Annotated in this window: 21 protein-coding genes; 15 read left to right on the plus strand and 6 right to left on the minus strand. The window is 70.8% G+C overall.

Annotated elements, in window-relative coordinates:
* Positions 1-302 precede the first annotated feature (302 nt).
* The 7 genes from SAM23877_RS16715 (at position 303) to pstB (ending at position 8,578) form a co-directional block, all read left to right on the plus strand.
* Positions 303-2,543 (plus strand): RNA degradosome polyphosphate kinase, encoded by a 2,241-nt coding sequence (locus SAM23877_RS16715; RefSeq protein WP_053133380.1) that lies wholly within the window; start codon positions 303-305, stop codon positions 2,541-2,543.
* A complete protein-coding gene (locus SAM23877_RS16720) occupies positions 2,524-3,738 on the plus strand; it encodes a CHAD domain-containing protein (RefSeq protein WP_079030255.1) in 1,215 nt (404 codons plus the stop codon). Before SAM23877_RS16715 ends, SAM23877_RS16720 begins: the two co-directional genes overlap by 20 nt.
* A 32-nt stretch (positions 3,739-3,770) precedes the next feature.
* The gene (locus SAM23877_RS16725; RefSeq protein WP_053133383.1) at positions 3,771-4,217 is read left to right on the plus strand and encodes an NUDIX hydrolase; all 447 of its coding nucleotides are present in this window, start codon (positions 3,771-3,773) and stop codon (positions 4,215-4,217) included.
* Between the two features lie 206 nt (positions 4,218-4,423).
* Positions 4,424-5,545, plus strand: a complete 1,122-nt coding sequence (gene pstS / locus SAM23877_RS16730; RefSeq protein ID WP_174532223.1) for a phosphate ABC transporter substrate-binding protein PstS — start codon at positions 4,424-4,426, stop codon at positions 5,543-5,545.
* Positions 5,546-5,672: 127 nt separating this feature from the next.
* Positions 5,673-6,686 (plus strand): phosphate ABC transporter permease subunit PstC, encoded by a 1,014-nt coding sequence (pstC, locus tag SAM23877_RS16735; RefSeq protein ID WP_053133389.1) that lies wholly within the window; start codon positions 5,673-5,675, stop codon positions 6,684-6,686.
* On the plus strand, positions 6,683-7,744 hold the full coding sequence (gene pstA / locus SAM23877_RS16740) for a phosphate ABC transporter permease PstA (RefSeq protein ID WP_053133391.1): 1,062 nt from the start codon (positions 6,683-6,685) through the stop codon (positions 7,742-7,744). The genes pstC and pstA overlap by 4 nt, the downstream gene beginning before the upstream one ends.
* Positions 7,745-7,801: 57 nt before the next feature.
* The gene (gene pstB, locus SAM23877_RS16745) at positions 7,802-8,578 is read left to right on the plus strand and encodes a phosphate ABC transporter ATP-binding protein PstB (protein WP_053133394.1); all 777 of its coding nucleotides are present in this window, start codon (positions 7,802-7,804) and stop codon (positions 8,576-8,578) included.
* A gap of 125 nt (positions 8,579-8,703) precedes the next feature.
* Here pstB and SAM23877_RS16750 read toward each other — a convergent pair whose 3' ends face one another.
* Together SAM23877_RS16750 and SAM23877_RS16755 are read right to left on the minus strand one after the other, a co-directional pair.
* A complete protein-coding gene (locus tag SAM23877_RS16750; protein WP_053133398.1) occupies positions 8,704-9,702 on the minus strand; it encodes an inorganic phosphate transporter in 999 nt (332 codons plus the stop codon).
* 7 nt (positions 9,703-9,709) lie between these two features.
* Complete coding sequence (locus SAM23877_RS16755) at positions 9,710-10,330, minus strand: DUF47 domain-containing protein (RefSeq protein WP_053133402.1); 621 nt, start codon at positions 10,328-10,330, stop codon at positions 9,710-9,712.
* A gap of 280 nt (positions 10,331-10,610) precedes the next feature.
* Here SAM23877_RS16755 and SAM23877_RS16760 point away from each other — a divergent pair, with 280 nt between their 5' ends.
* Positions 10,611-10,988 (plus strand): metal-sensitive transcriptional regulator, encoded by a 378-nt coding sequence (locus SAM23877_RS16760; RefSeq protein WP_053133405.1) that lies wholly within the window; start codon positions 10,611-10,613, stop codon positions 10,986-10,988.
* Positions 10,989-11,058: 70 nt separating this feature from the next.
* Here SAM23877_RS16760 and SAM23877_RS40250 read toward each other — a convergent pair whose 3' ends face one another.
* Both SAM23877_RS40250 and SAM23877_RS16765 read right to left on the minus strand, forming a co-directional pair.
* Positions 11,059-11,235 (minus strand): hypothetical protein, encoded by a 177-nt coding sequence (locus SAM23877_RS40250; protein ID WP_167355232.1) that lies wholly within the window; start codon positions 11,233-11,235, stop codon positions 11,059-11,061.
* A 76-nt stretch (positions 11,236-11,311) separates the two neighbouring features.
* Positions 11,312-12,220: an SCO4651 family lipoprotein gene (locus tag SAM23877_RS16765; RefSeq protein WP_053133408.1), complete on the minus strand. Its 909-nt coding sequence runs from the start codon at positions 12,218-12,220 to the stop codon at positions 11,312-11,314.
* Positions 12,221-12,306: 86 nt separating this feature from the next.
* On the opposite strand from SAM23877_RS16765, the gene SAM23877_RS40255 reads away from it, so the two are divergent.
* Both SAM23877_RS40255 and SAM23877_RS16770 read left to right on the plus strand, forming a co-directional pair.
* A complete protein-coding gene (locus SAM23877_RS40255) occupies positions 12,307-12,477 on the plus strand; it encodes a hypothetical protein (RefSeq protein ID WP_167355233.1) in 171 nt (56 codons plus the stop codon).
* 400 nt (positions 12,478-12,877) lie between these two features.
* On the plus strand, positions 12,878-14,470 hold the full coding sequence (locus SAM23877_RS16770; protein ID WP_053133411.1) for an FAD-binding oxidoreductase: 1,593 nt from the start codon (positions 12,878-12,880) through the stop codon (positions 14,468-14,470).
* Between the two features lie 24 nt (positions 14,471-14,494).
* On the opposite strand, the gene SAM23877_RS16775 is transcribed toward SAM23877_RS16770, so the two are convergent.
* Both SAM23877_RS16775 and SAM23877_RS16780 read right to left on the minus strand, forming a co-directional pair.
* Positions 14,495-15,205 carry a phosphatase PAP2 family protein gene (locus SAM23877_RS16775; protein ID WP_053133414.1) on the minus strand — a complete coding sequence of 237 codons (711 nt, stop codon included), beginning with the start codon at positions 15,203-15,205 and terminating at the stop codon, positions 14,495-14,497.
* A gap of 237 nt (positions 15,206-15,442) precedes the next feature.
* Positions 15,443-16,450 carry a C40 family peptidase gene (locus tag SAM23877_RS16780; RefSeq protein ID WP_244902953.1) on the minus strand — a complete coding sequence of 336 codons (1,008 nt, stop codon included), beginning with the start codon at positions 16,448-16,450 and terminating at the stop codon, positions 15,443-15,445.
* Positions 16,451-16,856: 406 nt separating this feature from the next.
* Here SAM23877_RS16780 and SAM23877_RS16785 point away from each other — a divergent pair, with 406 nt between their 5' ends.
* The 5 genes from SAM23877_RS16785 (at position 16,857) to SAM23877_RS16805 (ending at position 22,460) form a co-directional block, all read left to right on the plus strand.
* On the plus strand, positions 16,857-17,165 hold the full coding sequence (locus tag SAM23877_RS16785) for a hypothetical protein (protein WP_031044159.1): 309 nt from the start codon (positions 16,857-16,859) through the stop codon (positions 17,163-17,165).
* A gap of 171 nt (positions 17,166-17,336) precedes the next feature.
* The gene (locus SAM23877_RS16790) at positions 17,337-18,149 is read left to right on the plus strand and encodes a DUF8175 domain-containg protein (protein ID WP_053133418.1); all 813 of its coding nucleotides are present in this window, start codon (positions 17,337-17,339) and stop codon (positions 18,147-18,149) included.
* A complete protein-coding gene (locus SAM23877_RS16795; protein WP_174532224.1) occupies positions 18,139-19,479 on the plus strand; it encodes a hypothetical protein in 1,341 nt (446 codons plus the stop codon). The genes SAM23877_RS16790 and SAM23877_RS16795 overlap by 11 nt, the downstream gene beginning before the upstream one ends.
* Positions 19,476-21,035 carry an SCO6880 family protein gene (locus SAM23877_RS16800; RefSeq protein ID WP_053133420.1) on the plus strand — a complete coding sequence of 520 codons (1,560 nt, stop codon included), beginning with the start codon at positions 19,476-19,478 and terminating at the stop codon, positions 21,033-21,035. The genes SAM23877_RS16795 and SAM23877_RS16800 overlap by 4 nt, the downstream gene beginning before the upstream one ends.
* Positions 21,036-21,047: 12 nt before the next feature.
* Entirely contained in the window at positions 21,048-22,460 is a 1,413-nt protein-coding gene (locus SAM23877_RS16805; RefSeq protein WP_053133424.1) for an ATP-binding protein, read from the plus strand.
* Positions 22,461-22,463 lie beyond the last annotated feature (3 nt).

Consider the following 22,463-nt stretch of genomic DNA (forward strand, 5'->3'; position numbering starts at 1 on the left):
AACCCGCACAGGCGCCGCAGGCAAGACACCCGCACCACCCCCGGACCCGCACAGGCGCCGCAGGCACCCCGCCCAACCGCCGGAGGCCCCCGCACCGAACCGGCACAGGCGCCGCAGCCGAGCCACCCGTAACCGCCGGAGGCCGCCCTCCGCTATCCCACACGTCATGTCCCCGTAACCATCGATTCAGACAGCCTTGCGACGCTCACCGAATGAAGCCGACCGTGCCGGAGCAACCAGGAGCAGAGCATCCCGCGGCGTCCGACGCGCCTGTCCTGCGCGTGGCGCGGAAGAATGGGTTCATGAGGCAGCCGAACACCCAGGCAGAGGTCCAGCACACGCAGCCCTCCGTGGGCTCCATCGCCGCGCACCGCCCGCACACCGTGGCCGCCACGGTCTCCGACCTGGAACCCGACATCGACGCCGACCTCGACGCGTACGAGGAGTCGGAGGAGTCCCAAGCCGGCGGCGCCCAGCTCCCGCAGGGCCGCTTCCTGGACCGCGAACGCAGCTGGCTCGCGTTCAACGAACGCGTGCTCGAACTCGCCGAGGACCCGAGCACCCCCCTCCTGGAGCGTGCCAACTTCCTCGCGATCTTCGCCAGCAACCTGGACGAGTTCTTCATGGTCCGCGTCGCCGGCCTCAAGCGCCGCATCGCCACCGGCGTCGCCACCCGCTCCGCCTCCGGCCTCCAGCCCCGCGAGGTCCTGGAGATGATCTGGGCCCGCTCCCGCGAGCTCATGGCCCGGCACGCCGCCTGCTTCCAGGAGGACGTCCTCCCCGCCCTGGCCGACGAGGGCATCCACCTGGTCCGCTGGAGCGAACTGGCGGAGAAGGAGCAGGCCCGCCTCTTCACCCTCTTCCGGCATCAGATCTTCCCGGTGCTCACCCCGCTCGCGGTCGACCCGGCGCACCCGTTCCCGTACATCTCGGGCCTCTCCCTCAACCTCGCGGTGGTCGTCCGCAACCCCGTCACCGGCCACCGGCACTTCGCCCGCGTCAAGGTGCCGCCGCTGCTCTCCCGCTTCCTGGAGGCCTCCCCGGGCCGCTACGTCCCCCTCGAGGACGTCATCGCCGCCCACCTCGAAGAGCTCTTCCCGGGCATGGAGGTCCTGGAGCACCACGCCTTCCGCCTCACCCGCAACGAGGACCTCGAGGTGGAGGAGGACGACACCGAGAACCTCCTCCAGGCCCTGGAGAAGGAGCTCATGCGGCGCCGCTTCGGCCCGCCCGTGCGCCTGGAGGTCGAGGAGAGCGTCGACCGCGAGGTCCTGGACCTCCTCGTCCGCGAGCTGAAGATCGGCGAGGCGGAGGTCTACCCCCTGCCCGGCCCCCTCGACCTCACCGGCCTCTTCCGCATCCACAGCCTCGACCGGCCGGAGCTGAAGTACCCGAAGTTCGTCGCCGGCACCCACCGCGACCTCGCCGAGGTCGAGTCGGCCTCCGCGCCGGACGTCTTCGCGGCCGTCCGCAGCCGGGACGTCCTGCTGCACCACCCGTACGACTCGTTCTCGACGTCCGTCCAGGCCTTCCTGGAGCAGGCCGCCGCCGACCCCGACGTCCTCGCCATCAAGCAGACGCTGTACCGCACCTCCGGCGACTCCCCGATAGTCGACGCGCTCATCGACGCGGCCGAGTCCGGCAAGCAGGTCCTGGTCCTGGTCGAGATCAAGGCCCGCTTCGACGAGCACGCCAACATCAAGTGGGCCCGCAAGCTGGAGGAGGCCGGCTGCCACGTGGTCTACGGCCTGGTGGGCCTGAAGACCCACTGCAAGCTCTCCCTCGTCGTACGCCAGGAGGGCGAGACCCTCCGCCGCTACAGCCACGTCGGCACCGGCAACTACCACCCGAAGACGGCCCGCCTCTACGAGGACTTGGGGCTGCTCACCGCGGACCCGCAGGTCGGCGCGGACCTCTCCGACCTGTTCAACCGCCTCTCCGGCTACTCCCGCCGGGAGACCTACCGCCGCCTCCTCGTCGCGCCGAAGTCCCTGCGCGACGGCCTGGTCTCCCGCATCCACAAGGAGATCCAGCACCACCGCGCCGGCCGCCCCGCCTCCATACGCATCAAGGTCAACTCGATGGTCGACGAGGCCGTGATCGACGCCTGCTACCGCGCGTCCCAGGCCGGGGTCCCGGTCGACGTGTGGGTGCGCGGCATCTGCGCGCTGCGCCCGGGCGTGGCGGGCCTGTCGGAGAACATCCGGGTCCGTTCGGTGCTCGGCCGCTTCCTCGAGCACTCGCGCGTCTTCGCCTTCGGCAACGGCGGCGAGCCGGAGGTCTGGTTCGGCAGCGCCGACATGATGCACCGCAACCTCGACCGCCGGATAGAGGCGCTGGTCCGGGTCACCGACCCGGCTCACCGGGCGGCCCTCAACCGGCTGCTGGAGACCGGCATGTCCGACGGCACCGCGTCCTGGCACCTCGGCCCGGACGGCGAGTGGACCCGGCACGCGGCCGACGCGGACGGCCAGCCCCTGCGCAACATCCAGGAGATGCTCATAGACGCCCGGAGGCGCCGGCGTGGCACAGCGACACCTTGACCCGACGGAGCCGACGGCCACGGCCACGACCGCGCCCCCGGGCGCCGCCGCTGCCGCCGCTGCCGCCGCCCCCGGCCGCGCCGCACCCGCGGACACGGAGGCCCTCGCCGGCTACCTGCGCGCCCAGGCCACGGAGTTCCTCCGCGCCCTGCGCCTGCACCGGGAGACGGGGACCGGCACGAACGGCGCACACGGCCCCCAGGGCACCGGCACCGGCACCGCCAAGGCACCCCCGGCCGCGGGCCCCGTGGACGCGGCCCGCCTCCTGCGCCGGGCGGCCCGCCGCCTCAGCGGCACGCTGCACACCTTCCAGCCCCTGCTGGACGCCGACTGGGCGGAGGCCATGCGCCCCGAGCTGGCGTGGCTGTCCGGCACGCTGGCCCTGGAGCACGCCTACGCGTCCCGCCTGGAGCGCCTGCTCGAGGCCCTGCACCGGCTGTCGGGGTCGTCGGCGTTCCCGGCACGGCAGCCGGGCCGGGCGGCGACCGTGGCGGTCACCGTGCCCGCACCGCAGCAGTCGCCCCCGGACCGCGGCAGCCTCACCGTGGGCGCGGCCAAGGCGGGCGCGCTGCTCGACCGCCAGCTGACCCTGGCCCGTACCCGCGCCCACTCCACCGCCCTGCAGGCGCTGGGCAGCAGCCGCTTCCACGCGGTCGCCGACAAGGTCGCCTTACTGGCCAGCGAGGTCCCGCTGAGGAGGAGCACCGCGCCCACCGCCGGCCTCCGCCCCCTGGCCGCCGCCGCGGAGGGCCGCCTGACGGACGCCGTGGCCGCCCTCCCCCTCGTCACCGCGGGCAACCCGTACAACGCCCAGGCCCTGATCCACGGCCTCTCCCCGGACCCGGCCCCCCACCCGCAGGACGCCCAGTGGCACCAGGTCCGCCTGCTGCTGCGCCTGCACCGGTACGCGCTCGAAGTGCTCCGCGGCGAGGACCCCGCAGACCCCGACGGGGACGCCGAGGGCCCGGTCGCCTCCCAGGACATCCGCCTCCTGGCCGCCGGCGAGGCCCTGAACCGCCACCGCGACGCCTCGGAGGCCGCCGCGGCCGCCGCCCAGGCCGCCCGTACGCCGCGCATCGCCCCGGCGACGGCGTACGCGCTCGGGGTGCTCCACGCCGACCAGCGGCATGAGGTGGAGGCGGCGAGGTACGCGTTCCAGCACAGCTGGCGCAAGGAACCGATCAGGCTCCCGTAGGACCGCCACCGGACAGGAGGCACGAGCGCACCGTGGATCCCGCCGAGGACACCCCCGCCCCCACCGTGCACGCGGCGGGCTGCGTCCTGTGGCGCCGCTCCCCCCGCGCCCCCGGCCTGGAGCTCTGCCTCGTCCACCGGCCGAAGTACGACGACTGGTCGCACCCCAAGGGCAAGCTGGAGCCCGGCGAGGACTCGCTCACGGGCGCCCTGCGCGAGGTCGCCGAGGAGACGGGGTACGCCGCCGCACCGGGCGCGGAACTGCCATCCGTGCGCTACCTGGCGAACGGCCGCCCCAAGGAGGTCCGCTACTGGGCCGCGGCGGCCACCACCGGCGCCTTCACCCCCTCCGACGAGGTCGACCGCATCGTGTGGCTGGAGCCCGCGGCGGCCCGCGCCCGCCTCACCCAGCCCAGGGACCGGTCCCTCGTCGACGCGTTCCTGACGACGCTGCCACCCGGAACCACTCCGTGTCCTTGACGTGAGCGTTCCGTGACCTCACCGCACCGTCCTCAGGGGTTCACCCCGCGTTCATGTACGGCCATCGGCGGCTTCACCTGTTCTGCCTAATTTCAGCCTTACCGATACGGGGCGCATCCCGAAAACGCGTCCGTATCCCCAGTCTTCATCGCAGTCCTCGCACGCCGCCGTATTCAGGCCGGCGGCTCCTGGAAGGAACTCCCTCAGTGAAGCTTCAGCGCATGAACCGGCGGGCCCTCGCTCTCGGTGCTCTCGCCGTCTCCGGCGCCCTGGCCCTCACGGCGTGCGGCTCCGACGACACCAGCGGCGGCGACGGCGGCGCCAGCGCCACCGCCAACAGCAACATCAAGTGCGACGACGCCAAGGGCCAGCTCCAGGCCTCCGGCTCCTCGGCCCAGAAGAACGCGATCGACGCCTGGGTCAAGGCGTACACCACGGCGTGCAAGGACGTGCAGGTCAACTACCGCCCCGACGGTTCGGGCGCCGGTATCACCGCGTTCAACCAGGGCCAGACCGCCTTCGCCGGTTCCGACTCGGCGCTCAAGCCCGAGGAGGTCGAGGCCTCCAAGAAGGTCTGCACCGACGGCCAGGGCATCAACCTGCCGATGGTCGGCGGCCCCATCGCGGTCGGCTTCAACGTCCCGGGCGTCGACACGCTCGTCCTGGACGCCTCGACGCTCGCCAAGATCTTCGACAGCCAGATCACCAACTGGAACGACGAGGCGATCGCGAAGCTGAACCCCGACGCCAAGCTTCCCGACCTGAAGATCCAGGCCTTCCACCGCTCGGACGAGTCCGGCACCACGGACAACTTCACCAAGTACCTCAAGGCCGCCGCGCCCAAGGACTGGAAGTACGAGCCGGCCAAGGCCTGGGCGGCCAAGGGCGGCCAGTCCGCTCCGCAGTCCTCCGGTGTCGCCCAGCAGGTGAAGCAGACCAGCGGCGCGATCTCCTACTTCGAGCTGTCCTACGCCAAGGACGGCATCAAGACGGTCGACATCAAGACCGAGGCCGCCGAGCCGGTCAAGGCCACCGTCGAGAACGCCACCGCCGCCATCGGCGCCGCCAAGGTCGTCGGCACCGGCAAGGACCTCGCGCTGGAGCTGGACTACACGCCCTCCGCCGACGGCGCCTACCCCATGGTCCTCGTGACCTACGAGATCGCCTGCGACAAGGGCAACAAGGCGGACACCCTGCCCGCCACCAAGTCCTTCCTGAACTACATGGCCTCGGAGGACGGCCAGGGCCTGCTGGCCGACGCCGGCTACGCCCCGATGCCCACCGAGATCATCACCAAGGTCCGCGAGACCATCTCGGGCCTGAGCTGACCCGAGTGCGGTCCGGCCTCCACCCGGGGCCGGGCCGCACCGTCCGGTGCACCGCCGCCAGGAGCCCCGTACGACGCGGCTCCGCCCGAGCCGCCGCGTACGACGGCTCCGCAGACCGGAGAACCCGATGGACATAACCACTGACTCCCACAAGCCGACACCAGCACCCGCACCCCAGCAGCCCCCCACGGCCGAGGCCAAGCGCGCCGCACGCGGCGCCACCCGCCCCGGCGACCGGATCTTCCTCGGGCTGTCCCGCGGGTCCGGCATCTTCGTGCTGGTCATCATGGCCGCCATCGCGGCCTTCCTGACCTACCGCGCCTCGATCGCGATCAGCAAGGACGAGGCCAACTTCTTCACCACCTTCGAGTGGAACCCGAGCGGGATCCCCGCCGAGTTCGGCATCGCCGTCCTGGCCTTCGGCACCGTCGTGTCGTCGATCATCGCCATGGTCATCGCGGTCCCGATCGCGGTCGGCATCGCCCTGTTCATCACGCACTACGCGCCGCGCAAGCTGGGCGGCGCCATCGCGTACGTGATCGACCTGCTCGCCGCCGTGCCCTCGATCGTCTACGGCCTGTGGGGCGCGCTCGTCCTCGTGCCGCACATGGAGGGGCTCTTCGGCTGGCTCGACCAGTACTTCGGCTGGACCGGCGTCCTCGACTGGAACGAGGGCCCGCCGCGCTCGCTGTTCACCGTGGGCATCCTGCTGGCCATCATGATCCTGCCGATCATCACCAACGTCAGCCGTGAGGTCTTCCGGCAGGTGCCGCAGACGCACGAGGAAGCGGCCCTGGCCCTCGGCGCCACGCGCTGGGAGGTCATCAGGATGTCCGTCCTGCCCTTCGGCCGCTCCGGCATCATCTCCGCCTCGATGCTGGGCCTCGGCCGCGCGCTCGGCGAGACGATGGCCGTCGCCATGGTGCTCTCCTCGACCTTCGACATCAACGCCAGCCTGTTGAACGCGGGTGGCGGCACCTTCGCCCAGAACATCGCGAGCAAGTTCAACGAGGCCACGCCCATGGGCCGGGACGCCCTCATCGCGTCCGGCCTGGTGCTGTTCGTGATCACCCTGCTGGTCAACGGAGCCGCCCGGTTGATCATCGCCCGCCGCAAGGAGTACTCGGGGGCCAACGCATGAGCCACGCAACCCTCTCCGACAAGCGCCCGCCCAGCTCGCTGCGCGGCGCGACGCTGCCCAAGTGGTTCCCCTGGGCGGTCGCGGCGGGCTCCGTCGCCCTGGGCCTCGGCATCAGCGCCGCGGCCGGCCTGCACAGCTCCATCCAGTGGGCCCTGATGGCCGCGGTCCTCTTCGTCCTCGGCTCCTACGCCATCTCGGCCAAGGTCGAGGGCGGGCGGCAGGCCAAGGACCGCGTCGCGACCAGCATGGTCTGGGTCGCGTTCCTCCTCGCCGTGATCCCGCTGGCGTCCCTCGTCTGGGAGACCGTCCAGCAGGGCGTGAAGGTCCTCGACGGCTACTTCCTGAGCCACTCCATGGGCGTCGTCTCCGACTCCGAGCCGGGCGGCGGCATCTACCACGCCCTCCTCGGCACCCTCCAGCAGGTCGGCATCGCCACCGCGATCTCCGTGCCGCTCGGCGTGCTGACCGCGATCTACCTGGTGGAGTACGGGCGCGGCAAGCTCGCCAAGGCCGTCACCTTCTTCGTCGACGTCATGACGGGCATCCCGTCGATCGTCGCGGGTCTGTTCATCCTCAGCCTGTGGATCATCATCCTGGACATGGGCTACTCCGGCTTCGCCGGCTCCCTGGCCCTGTGCATCCTGATGATCCCGGTCGTCGTCCGCTCCACCGAGGAGATGCTCAAGCTCGTCCCGAACGAGCTGCGCGAGGCGTCCCTGGCGCTGGGCGTGCCCAAGTGGCGCACCATCCTGAAGGTGGTCGTCCCGACGTCCATCGGCGGGATCATCACCGGTGTGATGCTCTCGGTCGCCCGTATCACCGGCGAGACGGCACCCGTGCTGCTGCTGGTCTGGGGTACGAACCTCATCAACTCGAACCCCTTCTCGGACCCCCAGGCGTCCCTGCCGATGTACATCTATCTGCAGTACGGCGCCGGCTACGAGTCGTCGCACGACCGTGCCTGGGCGGCTGCCCTGACGCTCATCGCGTTCATCATGATTCTCAACCTGGTGGCCCGCGGCATCGCCCGCTGGAAGGCCCCGAAGACGGGTCGCTGACGCGGCCAGAGCAAGAACAGTCAGCGACCCGGACACGCGAAAGAAGAAGTGATACCCATGGCCAAGCGCATAGACGTCAGCGGCCTCAACGCCTACTACGGCTCCTTCCTGGCCATCGAGGACATCTCGATGACCGTCGAACCCCGCTCGGTGACGGCCTTCATCGGCCCCTCCGGCTGCGGCAAGTCCACGTTCCTGCGCACGCTCAACCGCATGCACGAGGTCACGCCCGGCGGCCGGGTCGACGGCAAGGTCATGCTCGACGACGAGAACCTGTACGGCGCCGGCATCGACCCGGTGGCCGTGCGGCGCGAGGTCGGCATGGTCTTCCAGCGGCCGAACCCCTTCCCGACCATGTCGGTGTACGACAACGTCGCGGCCGGCCTGAAGCTCAACGGCAAGTTCAGGAAGTCGGAGCTGGACGACGTCGTCGAGAAGTCCCTGCGCGGCGCGAACCTCTGGAACGAGGTCAAGGACCGCCTGAACAAGCCGGGCTCCGGCCTCTCCGGCGGCCAGCAGCAGCGCCTGTGCATCGCCCGCGCGATCGCGGTCGAGCCGAACGTCCTGCTCATGGACGAGCCCTGCTCCGCCCTGGACCCGATCTCCACCCTCGCCATCGAGGACCTGATCGGCGAGCTGAAGGAGCGCTTCACGATCGTCATCGTGACGCACAACATGCAGCAGGCGGCGCGCGTCTCGGACCGTACGGCGTTCTTCAACCTGGCGGCGGTCGGCCAGCCCGGCAAGCTGATCGAGATCGACGAGACGGAGCGCATCTTCTCCAACCCGTCGGTCCAGGCCACGGAGGACTACATCTCGGGCCGCTTCGGCTAGGCCCCCGCCCCGACCCCTCGCGGTGCTGCATGGCGGTGCCACCGCGAGGAGCACAAAGGGCCCGCCCCCGGTCTCCGGGGGCGGGCCCTCTCAGTCGTGCGCGGCCCTGCCTCGGCCGCTCCCGGCTACAGGAACGCCAGGTGGACCAGCCAGAACGAGCAGGCCGCCACCAGCGCGGCGGCCGGCATCGTGATGAACCAGCCCAGGATGATGTTCTTCGCGACACCCCACCGGACGGCGTTCACCCGCTTCGTGGCCCCCACACCCATGATCGCCGAGGTGATGACGTGCGTCGTCGAGATCGGCGCGTGGAAGAGGAAGGCCGACCCGAACATGATCGAGGCGCCCGTCGTCTCGGCGGCGAAGCCCTGCGGCGGGTCCAGCTCGATGATCTTGCGGCCCAGCGTCCGCATGATCCGCCAGCCGCCCGCGTACGTTCCCGCGGAGAGCATCAGCGCACAGGCGATCTTGACCCACACCGGGATCGGGTCGCCGTAGTCCTCGACGTCGGCGATGACCAGCGCCATCACCACGATGCCCATCGTCTTCTGCGCGTCCTGGAGGCCGTGCCCCAGCGCCATACCGGCCGCCGACACCGTCTGCGCGATACGGAAGCCACGCTTCGCCTTGTGCGGGTTGGCCCGCCGGAACATCCACATGATCGCGGTCATCACGAGGTAACCGGCCACCAGACCGATCACCGGCGACAGGAACATCGGGATGACGATCTTGTCGACGACCCCGTGCCAGTACACGGTCGTCCCCCCGGCCAGCGCCGCCCCGACCAGGCCGCCGAACAGCGCGTGCGAGGACGACGAGGGCAGGCCGAAGTACCAGGTGATCAGGTTCCAGACGATGGCGCCCACGAGCGCCGCGAAGAGGATGCCCATCCCCTTCGAACCCTCGGGCGTCTCGATCAGCCCCTCACTGACCGTCTTGGCGATCCCGGAGCCGAGGAACGCGCCGGCGAGGTTCATCACGGCGGCCATCGCGAGCGCCGCACGGGGCGTGAGCGCACGCGTCGACACGGACGTCGCGATCGCGTTCGCCGAGTCGTGGAAACCGTTGGTGTACGTGAAGAAGAGCGCGACCCCGATGGTCGCGATCAGAGCGAAGGTGTCCATGGAGAGGTCAGGACTCCTTGACCGCGATGGTCTCCACCGTGTTCGCCACGTGCTCGAAGGCGTCCGCCGCCTCTTCCAGTACGTCCACGATCTGCTTCAGCTTGAGCACCTCGATGGCCTCGTACTTGCCGTTGAAGAGGTGGGCGAGCAGCTTGCGGTGGACCTGGTCGGCCTGGTTCTCGAGGCGGTTGACCTCGATCCAGTACTCGGTGAGGTTGTCCATGGTGCGCAGGTTCGGCATGGCCTCGGCGGTCAGCTCGGCGGCCCGCGCCAGCACCTCGATCTGCTGGTCGACGCCCTTGGGCAGTTCCTCGACATTGTAGAGGACGACCAGGTCGACGGCCTCCTCCATGAAGTCCATGATGTCGTCGAGGGACGACGCGAGGTTGTAGATGTCCTCGCGGTCGAAGGGCGTGATGAACGAGGAGTTCAGCTGGTGGAAGATCGCGTGCGTGGCGTCGTCACCTGCGTGTTCGGCGGCCCGCATACGCTCTGCGATCTCGGCCCGGGCGGATGCGTCCGCCCCGAGCAGTTCCATCAGGAGCTTGGAGCCCGTGACGATGTTGTCCGCGGAGGCGGCGAACATGTCGTAGAAGCTCGTCTCCCTGGGGGTCAGACGAAAGCGCACGTGGGGTCCTCGGGGTGCATCGGTTTCGGTCAGGCTGATGCTAGGCGCATCATCCGGCCACGGCTAACGGGCCGTCCCCCAGTGTCGCCCATCAGGCAGAGTGATGAGCAGGGGGGCGACGCCAGGGCCGCTGCCGGGTTCCGCGAAGGGCCCTCTACCCCGCAAAGTTCGTTACCATATACCCGCCAGGGGTATATGTCCGCTATCTGCTCGATGTCTGCGCACTCCGCCTCTGCCCGCTCTCTCCCTCCAGCCCACTCTGTCCCCACAGGAGGACGCGATGACGACCACTGAGGCCGGCGCAGGTGCGCCCTCCCCCGCCGTGGACGCGGTGGCGCCGGACGGGACGGACGTGGTGACCGACCACGACCGCGGCGTGCACGGCTACCACCAGCAGAAGGACGAGCACCTCAAGCGCCTGCGCCGCATCGAGGGCCAGATCCGCGGCCTGCAGCGGATGGTCGACGAGGACGTCTACTGCATCGACATACTCACGCAGGTCTCCGCCTCCACGAAGGCCCTGCAGTCCTTCGCGCTGCAACTCCTCGAGGAGCACCTGCGCCACTGCGTCGCGGACGCGGCCGTCAAGGGCGGTGCCGAGATCGACGCGAAGGTGGAGGAGGCGACGAAGGCGATCGGCCGCCTCCTGCGCACCTGACCCCGGCCGGGCGGGCCTCCACGGCCGGCCCCTGGCGGTCGGCCCCCGCCCTTTCCGGCGATCCCGCCGGTCAGCCCGGCCCCTGCTGGCCGGCCCGTCGTTCCTCGGCCACGCGCAGCACTTCGTCGATGCTCTCCAGGCTGAGCCGCTCCCGGGCGGCCGACGCCGCGATGATCAGCTCCCCGCACAGCTCGATCTCGGCGAGGGCCACGTGGTCCTGAACCGCCGTACCGCCGACCGGAGCCACGCCGTCACCTCGTCTCTGCCGTCACCGACTTCCTAGAGTAGGGAGCGGCCTACACACCGCGCATGGCACGGAAGGGCTAGTTCTTGCCGTCCGCCCCCTCGCCGGGGCCGTCCCCCGGCACCTCCCCCGGCTCCGCGGCGATCCGGCCAGCGTAGATGTCGCGGTCCTCGGGCAGCCGTACGCGGACGGCGGCGCCGAAATCGTAGAGGAGCGTCGTCGAGGCGACGGCCACGTCGCCCTCGTCGCGCCCGTTGGAGAAGCTGAAGCGGTGCCGGAGCTTGCGGATCCGGCCCTCGTCGTCGAGGTACGCGTCGAACGGAACCTCCGCGGTCGCGAACCCCTCGGCCGCCGCGGCGAGCGCCTTCCGGTTGCCGTCCGACGCCTCCCGCGCCGCCCGTGCGAGATCGGCGGTGCCCCGGTAGTGCCGCACGGCGGTCCCCGCGAGTTCCGTGCGCCCCACGTACCTCGCCGTCCGCGTCCCCCGCAGCACCTCGGCGGCGGCGAGGGGGTCCGTCGCCCCGCCGGTGACCAGGTTCCCGTCGGTCAGCGAGGCGGTGTCCACCCGCACCCACTTGTCGTCGGGCACGCCGGCTCCCCGGTTCTTCATGTACAGGGCACCCGGCGCGAGCAGTTCGGTGATCGGCCGGTGCTCGCTCGTCCCGGCCGGGTCCTGGGGGAGCCGCACCTTCAGCCGCCCGAGCCGCTCCGTGAAGTCGTACACACCCTCGCCCCGGATGGTCACCCGCGTCCCGCCGCTGGCCATCTCCATCGCGGTCCGCGCCTTGGCGCTCCCGGCGGCCACCAGGCGGTCCGCGCTCCCCTGCAGCACGACGACCGGATCACCGGCACCCGGCCCCTGGGCGGCGGCCCCCTGCCCGGAGCACGCGCTGCCGGCGAGGCACGCGCCGACCAGGCCCCCGGCGAGCACGAGAGGGCCGCCGGCCCGTGCCACCCGCCGCTCCCGTGCCCTCAGCCACCCGACCATCGCCACCTACCCCAGCCGTCCCGCCCGTTCCGGACCCCTGCCGTCCCGGTTAACGAGGGGTGGGTGACCCCGGTAACGTTGTCGGCGTGGCGCAGCAGGACGGTCTCGAAGCTCCCCAGGAAGTCCCGGAACACCTCACGACGACGGTCGAACAGGGCCCCTTCTGCCTGGCCCGCTGCACCTGCGGGTGGCGGGGCCCGGCCCGCAGGGCGAGAAGCCAGGCCCGCACGGACGCGAAATCCCACCCCCCGGCCTGACCCGCGCACGCCCCTCGGGGCCGAACGCACCCCGCACGCCCCCCGGGGCCCGAAGCACCGCGCCCCCGGCGGCGGGCAGCACACCCCGGAAGCCGCGAGCACCCCACCCCGCACGGGTCGCGCCCCCGACACCACAGGCACGTCACCGCGCCCCCCACCAGCACGGACACCCGCCCCGCGCACGTAGACACACGGGCGCGACGCCCCTCGCCCCACCCGAGCGAAGACGCCCCTCGCCCCACCAGAGCGAAGCCCCACCGCGCCACCGCGCACCCCGACACCACGCGCTCGCCCCCCGACCCGGCACCCCCCGCAAAGCGCCCCGCCGTCCCACGGAACCCGCGCTTCCCCCGCCCCGTCTCCCTCCACGAACCCCATCCCCAGGGAGACGGAGCCGCACATGCACCGGCGCACGTTCATCGGCACCACGGCCGCCGCGCTCACCGCGACGGCGGCCGCCTGCACGGGCAGGGACCCGAACAGCGGCACCGGCGGCGGCTCCGGAACCGGCAAGAACCCGGCCCCCGCGAGCACCCCCCGCCTCACCCGCACCGCGACCTCCACCCGCGTCCCCGCCACCCCCACCCCCGCCACCTGGGCCGCCCTCGCCAAGTCCCTCGACGGCCCCCTCGTCCGCCCGGGCGACCGGTCCTGGCGAACGGCCCGCCAGCTGTACAACACCCGCTTCGACACCCTCCGCCCCGCCGCCGTCGCCTACGCCGCCCACCCGGACGACATCCGCACCGCCCTCTCCCACGCCCGCGCCCACGGCGTCCCGGTGGCGATCCGCAACGGCGGCCACTCCTACGCCGGCTGGTCCTCCGGCGACGGGCGCCTGATCATCGACGTCTCGAAGCTCGACCGGGTCCACGCCTCGGGCGGCACCGCCGTGGTCGGCGCCGGCGCCAAGCTGATCGACGTCTACCGCGCCCTGTCCGCCAAGGGCGTGACCGTCCCGGCCGGCTCCTGCCCCACCGTCGGCATCTCCGGCCTCACCCTCGGCGGCGGCCACGGTGTCGTCTCCCGCGCCTACGGCCTGACCTGCGACAGCCTCACCCAGGCCACCCTGATCACGGCGGACGGCAAGGAGATCACCGCCGACGCGACCCACCACAAGGACCTGTTCTGGGCCCTGCGCGGCGCGGGCAACGCCCACTTCGGCATCGTCACGGAGCTCCGCTTCCGCACCCACCCCGCGCCCCGGGCCGTGTCGGCGTACCTGACCTGGCCCTGGCGCAGGGCCGCCGCGGTGGTCCGCGCCTGGCAGGAGTGGGGACCGGACCAGCCCGACGAGATCTGGTCCTCCCTCCACCTGGCCGCCGCTCCCGGCCGCACACCGACCGTCTCCGTCGCCGCCTTCTCCCTCGGCACCCACGGCGAACTCCAGAACGCCGTCGACCGCCTCGCCGGCCGCGTCGGCGCCCCGGCGAGCAGCGTCTCCCTCAGGCGCCGCACCTACGAGGAGTCGATGGAGCTGTACGCCGGCTGCTCGTCCTTCTCCGCCGACGCCCGTTGCCACCTCCCCGGTTCCACCCCCGGGCGCTCACCCGAGGGCGCGCTGGGCCGCGAGACGTACACCGCCCGCTCGGACTTCTTCGACCGCTCGATCCCGGCGGCCGGGGTCCGCGCCCTGCTCGCCCAGGTCGCCCCGGTCCGCGGCGCCGCCGTCAGCATCGCGTTCACGGCGCTCGGCGGAGCGGTGAACCGCGTCTCCCCGACGGCCACGGCCTTCGTGCACCGCCGCTCCCGGACGCTGGCCCAGTACCTCGCCTCCTGGCGCCCCGGCACCGACGGCACGGCCGCCCAGGCCTGGACGGCCTCCGCGCACGGGGCGTTGCGCCCGTACGCCTCGGGCGCCGCCTACCAGAACTACGCGGACCCGAGCCTCAGGGACTGGCGCAAGGCGTACTACGGAGACGCGGCCCCGCGCCTGGCGCAACTCAAGCGCCAGTACGACCGGGACCGCGTCTTCACCTACCCGCAGGCGCTCTAGGCGCCCGCGCACTCCCACCGGGTCCTAGGCGGCGAGATCCCTCTCCCCCGCCTCGGCGCTCTCCTGGCGCGCCCCCGGGATCACGGCGCCCTGTCCGGCGGCACCGCCTCGCCCCCGCGCGCTGACCAGCCATCCCACCCGGGGCGACCGCTCGACGGCCCGGGTCAGCGGCGTCAGCAGCGCCATGGCGACCGGCGACAGCAGCAACGCGACCGCCGTACCCAGGGCGAAGCCCCCGATGACGTCCGTCGGGTAGTGCACGCCCATGTAGACCCGGGCGAAGCCGCCGAACACGGCGAGCACGATCGCCACCAGCCCGAACTTCCGGTTGGCGACGAACAGCGCGACGGCGAGCGCCATGACGAGCGTCGCGTGGTCGCTCACGAAGGAGAAGTCGTTCTTCCCCTCGATGAGCACCTCCAGCCCGTCATGGGTCTTGAACGGCCGGGGCCGCTCGACGAAACCCCGTATCGGCACGTTGACGAGCACCGCGACACCGGCCGCGAGCGGTGCCCACACCAGGGCCGCCACGCTGGAGGCCGCGTCCTCGTCACCCCGCCGCCGCACGGACCACCAGCACCACAGCACCAGCAGCACGATCGCGAACAGCAGTCCGTACTCACCCACGAACTCCATGACCCGGTCGAACCAGTGCGGTGCGTCCTTGGCCAGGCCATTGATGTCGTAGAGCAGCTCGACGTCGGGGTTCGACCCGGATTCGGCGAGTCCAGCCATGGTGCTGCGGCCCCTTCGTCATGTCCTCCGGCGCACCGTGCGCACGCCTCTTCCGCCACCCCCGTGGTTGTAGATCCGCCGGCTCCGTCCGTCGCCGCACACCTACACGTCAACAGGAACGCACGGTCCCCGTTGATACGTTCCACGCTCCACTGAATGATCACGCAGACGTTATCGAAGAGAAACACGTCGTCGCAGCTCAGGGCTGGGGTTCACGCTGTGTCCAAACCATGGCATTCACACCGTGGTGGGCAGCGCTTTCGCGCCATCCTCGGTCACCCGGGTGGCTCCGAAGTAGTCAGGGGTGTCGATCGGATCGAACCGGATCACGGCCCCCGGCCGCGGCGCGTTGATCATGTAGCCGCCGCCGACGTACATCCCCACGTGCCGGATCGCCCGGGAGTTGGTGAGGTCGTCCGAGAAGAACACCAGGTCACCGGGGAGCAGCTCCTCACGGCTCGGATGCGGCCCCGCGTTGTACTGGTCGTTCGCGACCCGCGGCAGCTTGATCCCCACACTCTCGTACGCCGCCTTGGTCAGCCCCGAGCAGTCGAAACGCCCTCCCTGGTCGGCCGTCCCGTTCCCGCCCCACAGATAGGGCGTACCGAGCTTCTCCTGCGCGTAGGCGATGGCCCCGGCGGCCTGCTCGGAGGGGTCGACCCGCGTCTCGGGCGCGGCGAAGCTCTTCTCCAGGGTCGTGATCACCTGGACGTAGTTCTGCGTCTCCTTGTACGGCGGGACACCCTGGTACTTGATCACTGCGTAGGCCCCCGCGTTGTAGGAGGCCAGCATGTTTTCGGTCAGGTTCCCGGGCACGTCCTTCACGTACGACGCGAGGGAGCAGTCGTAGGACGCGGCGGACGGAATGGCGTCGTTCGGGTCCCACACGTCCCGGTCGCCGTCACCGTCCCCGTCGACCCCGTGGGTGGCCCACGTGCCGGGGATGAACTGCGCTATCCCCTGCGCCGCCGCGTGGCTCTGCGCCCTCGGGTTGAAGCCGCTCTCCTGGTAGAGCTGGGCGGCGAGCAGCGCGGGGTTGATGGCGGGGCAGAGGTTGCCCCACTTCTGCACGAGCGACTGGTAGGCGGCGGGCACCGACCCCTTGGCGAGCCTCTTCGTCCCCCCGCCGGCGCCGCCCGCGAGATCTCCGGCGACGAGGTAGACGCCCACGACGAGCAGCATCACGAACGACAGGGAGGAGCCGACGACCACGGTCCCCGCGATCCAGGCCTTACGCACCGTCAACCGCCCCTCGCCGTCCAGGAGTCATGGCGACGTCAGTGTAGAGGCGACTCCGGGTGCGGCGGATGTCACCGGGCGAACAGGAACGCGCCTGTTCACCCGACCACCCGTCAGAATCCGCCGCCGGAGCGTGAAAGGGCCTAACGACCGAACCGCACGACAGGTTTCGCTCAGGCCTCGTTGCCCGGCGTGACCTGCTGTGATACACAGAGTGACGATACGGCACTTCGTACACCGTCCCATGCCCGCCTGAGCAGTCGGCGTGAGGCGGTGGCAAGCTATTCGTACGAAACCCGCCAATCAATGACGCCAAGTCGACATCCCACGGCGCCGTTGTCGGCGACAATGAGGCCTGACCTCTGCACGTCCGCAGAGGGTGCGGAACTACCCAACAGGGGCGGTGACTTACATGCTCTTTGCGGCCGACGAGGGAGACATCAACACCATCATCGGGGGGATCGCTCCGGACTGGGGCCCCTTCGGCAGCCTGGGCAACGAGGCCAAGGTGATGATCGAGGTGGTCATGGCCGTCGCCATTCTGCTCTGTCTCGGCATCGCCATCTGGGGCGCCGCCAAGCAGCGCATCGGTGCCACGGCGCTGCGCGACACCTTCAGCGCGGAGCAGGGCAAGGGCCTCATCGTCGCGGGGCTGACGGGCGTGTTCATCATCGGCTCGCTCGGCACGCTCTTCACCATCGTGTACGGGATGGCCGTGTAGCCCGGCGCGCCTCCGACCTCCCGCACCCCCTCCACCCCACCCGCCCGTCGTGCCAACCGGCTGAGGTTGCGTTTCCCTGATGTCGAGTCACCACACCGCGCCCGCGCGGGAACCAGCACGGCTACCGTCGTACTTCTACGGCAGGCACGACGTCGAGGGGGAGTACGCGGCATGAGTCTCGGAGACGACCACCAGTCCTCCGGCGGTTACGGCGGCACCGGCCAGACACGGACCCGGCTGCCCGACGGGGACGCCGACGGCTACGGCACCCCCCGGCGCGGCGGCCGCTCCTCGTCCCGGAGCCTGGTCACGGTGGTCGGCGTCGTCGTCCTCCTCATCGCCGCGATCGCCTTCGCGAACCGTGGAGGAGGCGATTCCGCATCCTCGGACGACGCCGCCGCGGACAAGCCGAAGACCTCGGCGACGGCCCCGACGGGCACCCGCCCGGTCCAATCGGGCTTCGCCCGAGACGAACAGGGCGCCCAGAGCGCGGCGGCGAACTACGCGGTGGCGTTGGGTTCTGACGGCATGTTCAGCCCGTCAAGACGTCACGAGATCGTGCAGGCCATCGCCGATCCTGGCTCAGTCGACCGTCTCCAGTCCGGCTTCGACGCCGACTACTCAGCAGCTTTGCTGAACAGGATCGGCCTCACCGAGGACGGTAAGGCCCCGTTGGGCGCCACCTTCGTCAACCGAACATTGCCGGCAGGCACCAAGGTGACCTCCTTCAACGACAGTGCTGCCACCGTCGAAGTCTGGTGCAACGGTCTTTTTGGGCTCACGGGCGAGAAGACGACCAACCCCGTGGCGAACAACTGGTTCACCGTGACCATGAAGCTGAACTGGAACGGGAGCGACTGGAAGGTCGTGGAGACCAGCCAGAAGACCGGCCCGACCCCTGTTCCGGGTGACAGCCCCGTTTCCGGGTCCGAAGAGATGAGCAAGGCGGTCCAGGAGTTCGGAGGCTTCACGTATGCCCGGTAACCAGCATCGTGCGCTCACACTCACCGGCGCGGTGGCCGCCACGCAGGGGCTTGCCGTCCTGCTCGCCACCCGCGCGTTCGCCGAACCGAGCCCGACACCGACCAAGACAGACGACCCTTGCTCGCTCATCGCGGGCCCAGCCAAGAGGTACTGCGAAGACGGCGCAGCCAACGGCTCCACCGGCGGTGGCGGCGGCACCCGCAGCGTCACCGACACCCTCGACCCCCTCTCCTCCCTCGCCAAGGGCTGCGCCGACGCCGCCTCCTGGACCGTCGACAAGCTCAGCGCCGCCGTCCAGGACACGGCCAACGTCGACTTCACCAACCCGAAGTTCCTCCAGCAGTACGCCGTCGTCTTCGCGGCATCCACGATCCTCACCCTCGTCCTCTGGCTCCTCGCGGTAGCGAAGCGCGCCGTGCGCGGCGTGCCCCTCACCACCGCGCTCTCCGAGGCCATCGGGTTCCTGTGGCTCACCGTCCTGGCGTCGGCGTTCACGCCGCTGATCCTGTACACGGTCGTCTCCGCGACCGACGGCGTCACGGAGGTCCTCGCCAAGGCGACCGGTGACCAGACGGACGCCTTCTTCGGCACGTTCTCCGGCGCCCTGAAGAAGGGCGAGGACATCGGCGGCGGCCCGATCATGCTGATCGTCGTCTCCCTGGTGTCGATCCTCGCCGCCGGCGTCCTCTGGCTGGAACTCGTCATCCGCGCCGCCCTGCTCTACGTCGGCGCCCTGCTCGGCACCGTCGTCTACGCCGGCCTGGTCGACAAGAACCTGTGGGGCCACGTCCGCCGCTGGGCGGGCATCATGATCGCCGTGATCCTGGTCAAGCCCGTCATCGTCATCGTCCTCGGGCTGGCCGGTGCCCTCTCCGCCGACGACGGCCCCGACGCCTTCTCCGCCGTCGTCTCCGGCCTCGCGATCATCCTGCTCGCCATCTTCGCGTCCGCGATGATCTACCGCTTCGTCCCCGGCTTCGGCGACGAGATCGCCGGCTCCCGCAACAACCGCATCATGCAGGGCGCCGAGAGCAAAGCCGCCGCCGTGATCAGCTCCCCGGCGAACCTGGTCGCCCAGGGCATCAGGACCCACAGCACCCGCCACAACGGCGACGGCGGAGGCGGCCAGTCCGCGTCCTCCTCCGCGTCCCGTCCCTCGAACCCCGCCTCCGGCGGAGTCGCCGCGCACAGCTCGCGCCCCTCGAACGGCGGCGGCGGAAACGTCCCCTCCGCCGCACCCGCACCGCGCTCCGGCAGCCCGGTGAACACGCCCCACGCCGGCAACACCCGTAACAGCAGCACCAAGAGCACAGGAGGTGACGGGCGTTGACGACCGAGTCCCACGTGTCCCATCCGGTCACGCCCCGCCGCACGTATCTGATCGGCCGCGCCCGGCCGAACGCGATCGTCGGCCGCAACCGCGAGACCGGTGAGATCGCGCTGATCGTCGTCGGCGCGTTCCTCGGCATGATGTGCGGGCTCCTCGTCCCCGTCCTGACCCTGCGCATCGTGCTGCTCGTCGGCTTCCCCATGCTCGGGCTGGCGGCCGTCTACGTGCCGTACAAGCACCGCACGTTCTACAAGTGGTTCGAGATCAACCGCAGCTACAAGCGGACGCTGCGCACCGGCACCACCTACCGTTCCGGCGCCATCGAGGCCGGCACCCGGCTCGACGGACGGGAGATCGAGGTCGGCCCGCCGCCCGGCATCGGGCGCATCACCTGGCTGGCCGCGCCCTTCGGGCCGGACGAGATCGCCGTACTGCTGCACGCCGACCGCAAGACGGTCACGGCCGCCATCGAGATCGAGGGCCCCGGCGTCGGCCTGCGCGACTCCGAGGACCAGGAAGCCCTCGTCGACCGCTTCGGCACCCTGCTCAAGCACGTGGCCAACGGCGACGGCTTCGTCACCCGCATCCAGATGCTCGCCCGCACCCTCCCGGCCGACCCCGACGCGCACGCCAAGGACGTCGCCCAGCGCGGTGACGACCGGGCGCTGCCGTGGCTCCAGCAGTCGTACGACCAGCTCCAGTCGATGGTGTCCACCAGCAGCGAGCAGCACCGCGCCTACCTCATCGCCTGCATGCACTACACCCGGGAACTCGCGGCCGAGGCCAACGCCATGGCCCGCGCCGCCCGGCCGCAGAACGGGCGCAAGCTGGACCGGGACGCGGGCCTCGCGGTCGTGATGGCGCGCGAGCTGACCGACATCTGCTCCCGCCTCCAGGAGGCGGACATCCGCGTGCGCCAGCCGCTGGGCCAGGGCCGGCTCGCCTCCCTCATCCACGCCATGTACGACCCGGACCACCCCATCGACCACATCCAGGCGATGACCAAGCGCAACGCCTGGCCCGCCGAGCTGGACGCCATGGAGCCCACCTACCTCCAGGCCAAGACCCGCGAGTCCTCCACCCGCGCCCCCTGGTGCCACGCCACCGCCTGGGTCAAGGAGTGGCCGATGACCCCGGTCGGCGTGAACTTCCTCGCGCCGCTGCTCGTCCACACCCCGGACGTCATCCGGACGGTCGCCGTCACGATGGACCTCGAACCCACCGAGGTCGCCATCGAACGCATGCTGACCGAGAAGACGAACGACGAGGCCGAGGCCTCCCGTGCCGCCAAGATGAACCGGACCGTCGACCCCCGCGACATCGCCGCCCACGGCCGCCTGGACCAGCGCGGCGAGGACCTCGCCAGCGGCGCGGCCGGCGTCAACCTGGTCGGCTACATCACCGTCTCGTCCCGCTCCCCCGAGGCGCTCGCCCGCGACAAGCGGACGATAAGGGCCTCGGCCGGAAAGTCGTACCTGAAACTGGAGTGGTGCGACCGTGAGCACCATCGCGCCTTCGTGAACACACTTCCGTTCGCCACCGGCATCCGAAGGTAGGGGCTGAGCCTGATGCGGGACCCGCTGACCGTCCTCACCGAAGCCTTCACGTCCTTCCTGTTCGGGAAGGTGGAGACGACCCGCCTCCCGGTCCGCACCTCCACGGGCCAGGCCCAGGCCGTCTACCTGCCCACCGCCGCGCCGGGCCTCGGCGACTCCGGCGTGATCATCGGCCGCGAGGTCTACTCCGGCAAGGGCTACATCTACGACCCCTTCCAGCTCTACGGCCAGCAGCTCCCCGCACCCCACTGGCTGGTGCTCGGCGAGTCCGGCAACGGCAAGTCGGCGCTGGAGAAGACGTACGTCCTGCGCCAGCTGCGCTTCAAGGACCGCCAGGTCGTCGTCCTGGACGCGCAGGGCGAGGACGGCGTCGGCGAGTGGAACCTCATCGCCGAGGAGCTGGGTATAACTCCCATCCGGCTCGACCCGATGGCCGCCCTGGACCACGGCATCCGGCTCAACCCCCTGGACCCGGCGATCACGACGACGGGGCAGCTGGCGCTCCTGCGGACGATCATCGAGGTCGCGATGGGCCACGGCCTCGACGAACGCTCCGGCTTCGCCCTCAAGGTCGCGCACGCCTACGTCAACGAGACCATCGTCGAGCGCCAGCCGGTCCTCACCGACATCGTCGAGCAGCTCCGCCACCCCGAGCCGGAGTCGGCCGAGGCGATGAACGTCGCCATAGACGACGTACGCGCCTGGGGCCTGGACGTCGCGCTGGTCCTCGACCGCCTCGTCGACGGCGACCTGCGCGGCATGTTCGACGGCCCCACCACGGTCGGCATCGACCTCGACGCGCCCCTCATCGTCTTCGACCTGTCCCACATCGACCGCAACTCCATCGCCATGCCGATCCTCATGGCCATCGTCGGCGTGTGGCTGGAGCACACCTGGATCCGCCCCGACCGCAAGAAGCGCATCTTCCTGGTCGAGGAGGCCTGGCACATCATCAACAGCCCCTTCGTGGCGCAGCTGTTCCAGCGGCTGCTCAAGTTCGGGCGCCGGCTGGGACTGTCGTTCGTGGCGGTGGTGCACCACCTGTCGGACGTCGTCGACGGGGCGGCGGCCAGAGAGGCCGCGGCCATCCTGAAGATGGCCTCCACCCGGACCATCTACGCCCAGAAGGCCGACGAGGCACGGGCCACGGGCCGCGTCCTCGGCCTGCCGCGCTGGGCGGTGGAGATCATCCCCTCCCTCACCCCCGGCATCGCGGTGTGGGACGTCAACGGCAACGTCCAGGTGGTCAAGCACCTGATCACCGAGACCGAACGCCCCCTGGTCTTCACCGACCGCGCGATGACCGAGTCCTCCTCCGACTTCAACGACGACGCCCTGCGCGCCGCGGAGCTGGAGGCCGAGGAACGGGCGGCGGCCTTCATGGAACAGCACATCGGCGACTCGTCCGAATCGACGGTGGCGTAGGCG

Source organism: Streptomyces ambofaciens ATCC 23877 (assembly GCF_001267885.1).
Classification (GTDB): domain Bacteria; phylum Actinomycetota; class Actinomycetes; order Streptomycetales; family Streptomycetaceae; genus Streptomyces; species Streptomyces ambofaciens.

Excerpts from the sequence above, each read along its gene's own strand:
- SAM23877_RS16715 (WP_053133380.1), top strand. The coding sequence starts at position 303 with ATGAGGCAGCCGAACACCCAGGCAGAGGTCCAGCACACGCAGCCCTCC.
- pstC (WP_053133389.1), top strand. The coding sequence starts at position 5,673 with ATGGACATAACCACTGACTCCCACAAGCCGACACCAGCACCCGCACCC.
- pstA (WP_053133391.1), top strand. The coding sequence starts at position 6,683 with ATGAGCCACGCAACCCTCTCCGACAAGCGCCCGCCCAGCTCGCTGCGC.
- pstB (WP_053133394.1), top strand. The coding sequence starts at position 7,802 with ATGGCCAAGCGCATAGACGTCAGCGGCCTCAACGCCTACTACGGCTCC.
- SAM23877_RS16750 (WP_053133398.1), bottom strand. The coding sequence starts at position 9,702 with ATGGACACCTTCGCTCTGATCGCGACCATCGGGGTCGCGCTCTTCTTC.
- SAM23877_RS16760 (WP_053133405.1), top strand. The coding sequence starts at position 10,611 with ATGACGACCACTGAGGCCGGCGCAGGTGCGCCCTCCCCCGCCGTGGAC.
- SAM23877_RS16765 (WP_053133408.1), bottom strand. The coding sequence starts at position 12,220 with ATGGTCGGGTGGCTGAGGGCACGGGAGCGGCGGGTGGCACGGGCCGGC.
- SAM23877_RS16770 (WP_053133411.1), top strand. The coding sequence starts at position 12,878 with ATGCACCGGCGCACGTTCATCGGCACCACGGCCGCCGCGCTCACCGCG.
- SAM23877_RS16775 (WP_053133414.1), bottom strand. The coding sequence starts at position 15,205 with ATGGCTGGACTCGCCGAATCCGGGTCGAACCCCGACGTCGAGCTGCTC.
- SAM23877_RS16785 (WP_031044159.1), top strand. The coding sequence starts at position 16,857 with ATGCTCTTTGCGGCCGACGAGGGAGACATCAACACCATCATCGGGGGG.
- SAM23877_RS16790 (WP_053133418.1), top strand. The coding sequence starts at position 17,337 with ATGAGTCTCGGAGACGACCACCAGTCCTCCGGCGGTTACGGCGGCACC.
- SAM23877_RS16795 (WP_174532224.1), top strand. The coding sequence starts at position 18,139 with ATGCCCGGTAACCAGCATCGTGCGCTCACACTCACCGGCGCGGTGGCC.
- SAM23877_RS16805 (WP_053133424.1), top strand. The coding sequence starts at position 21,048 with ATGCGGGACCCGCTGACCGTCCTCACCGAAGCCTTCACGTCCTTCCTG.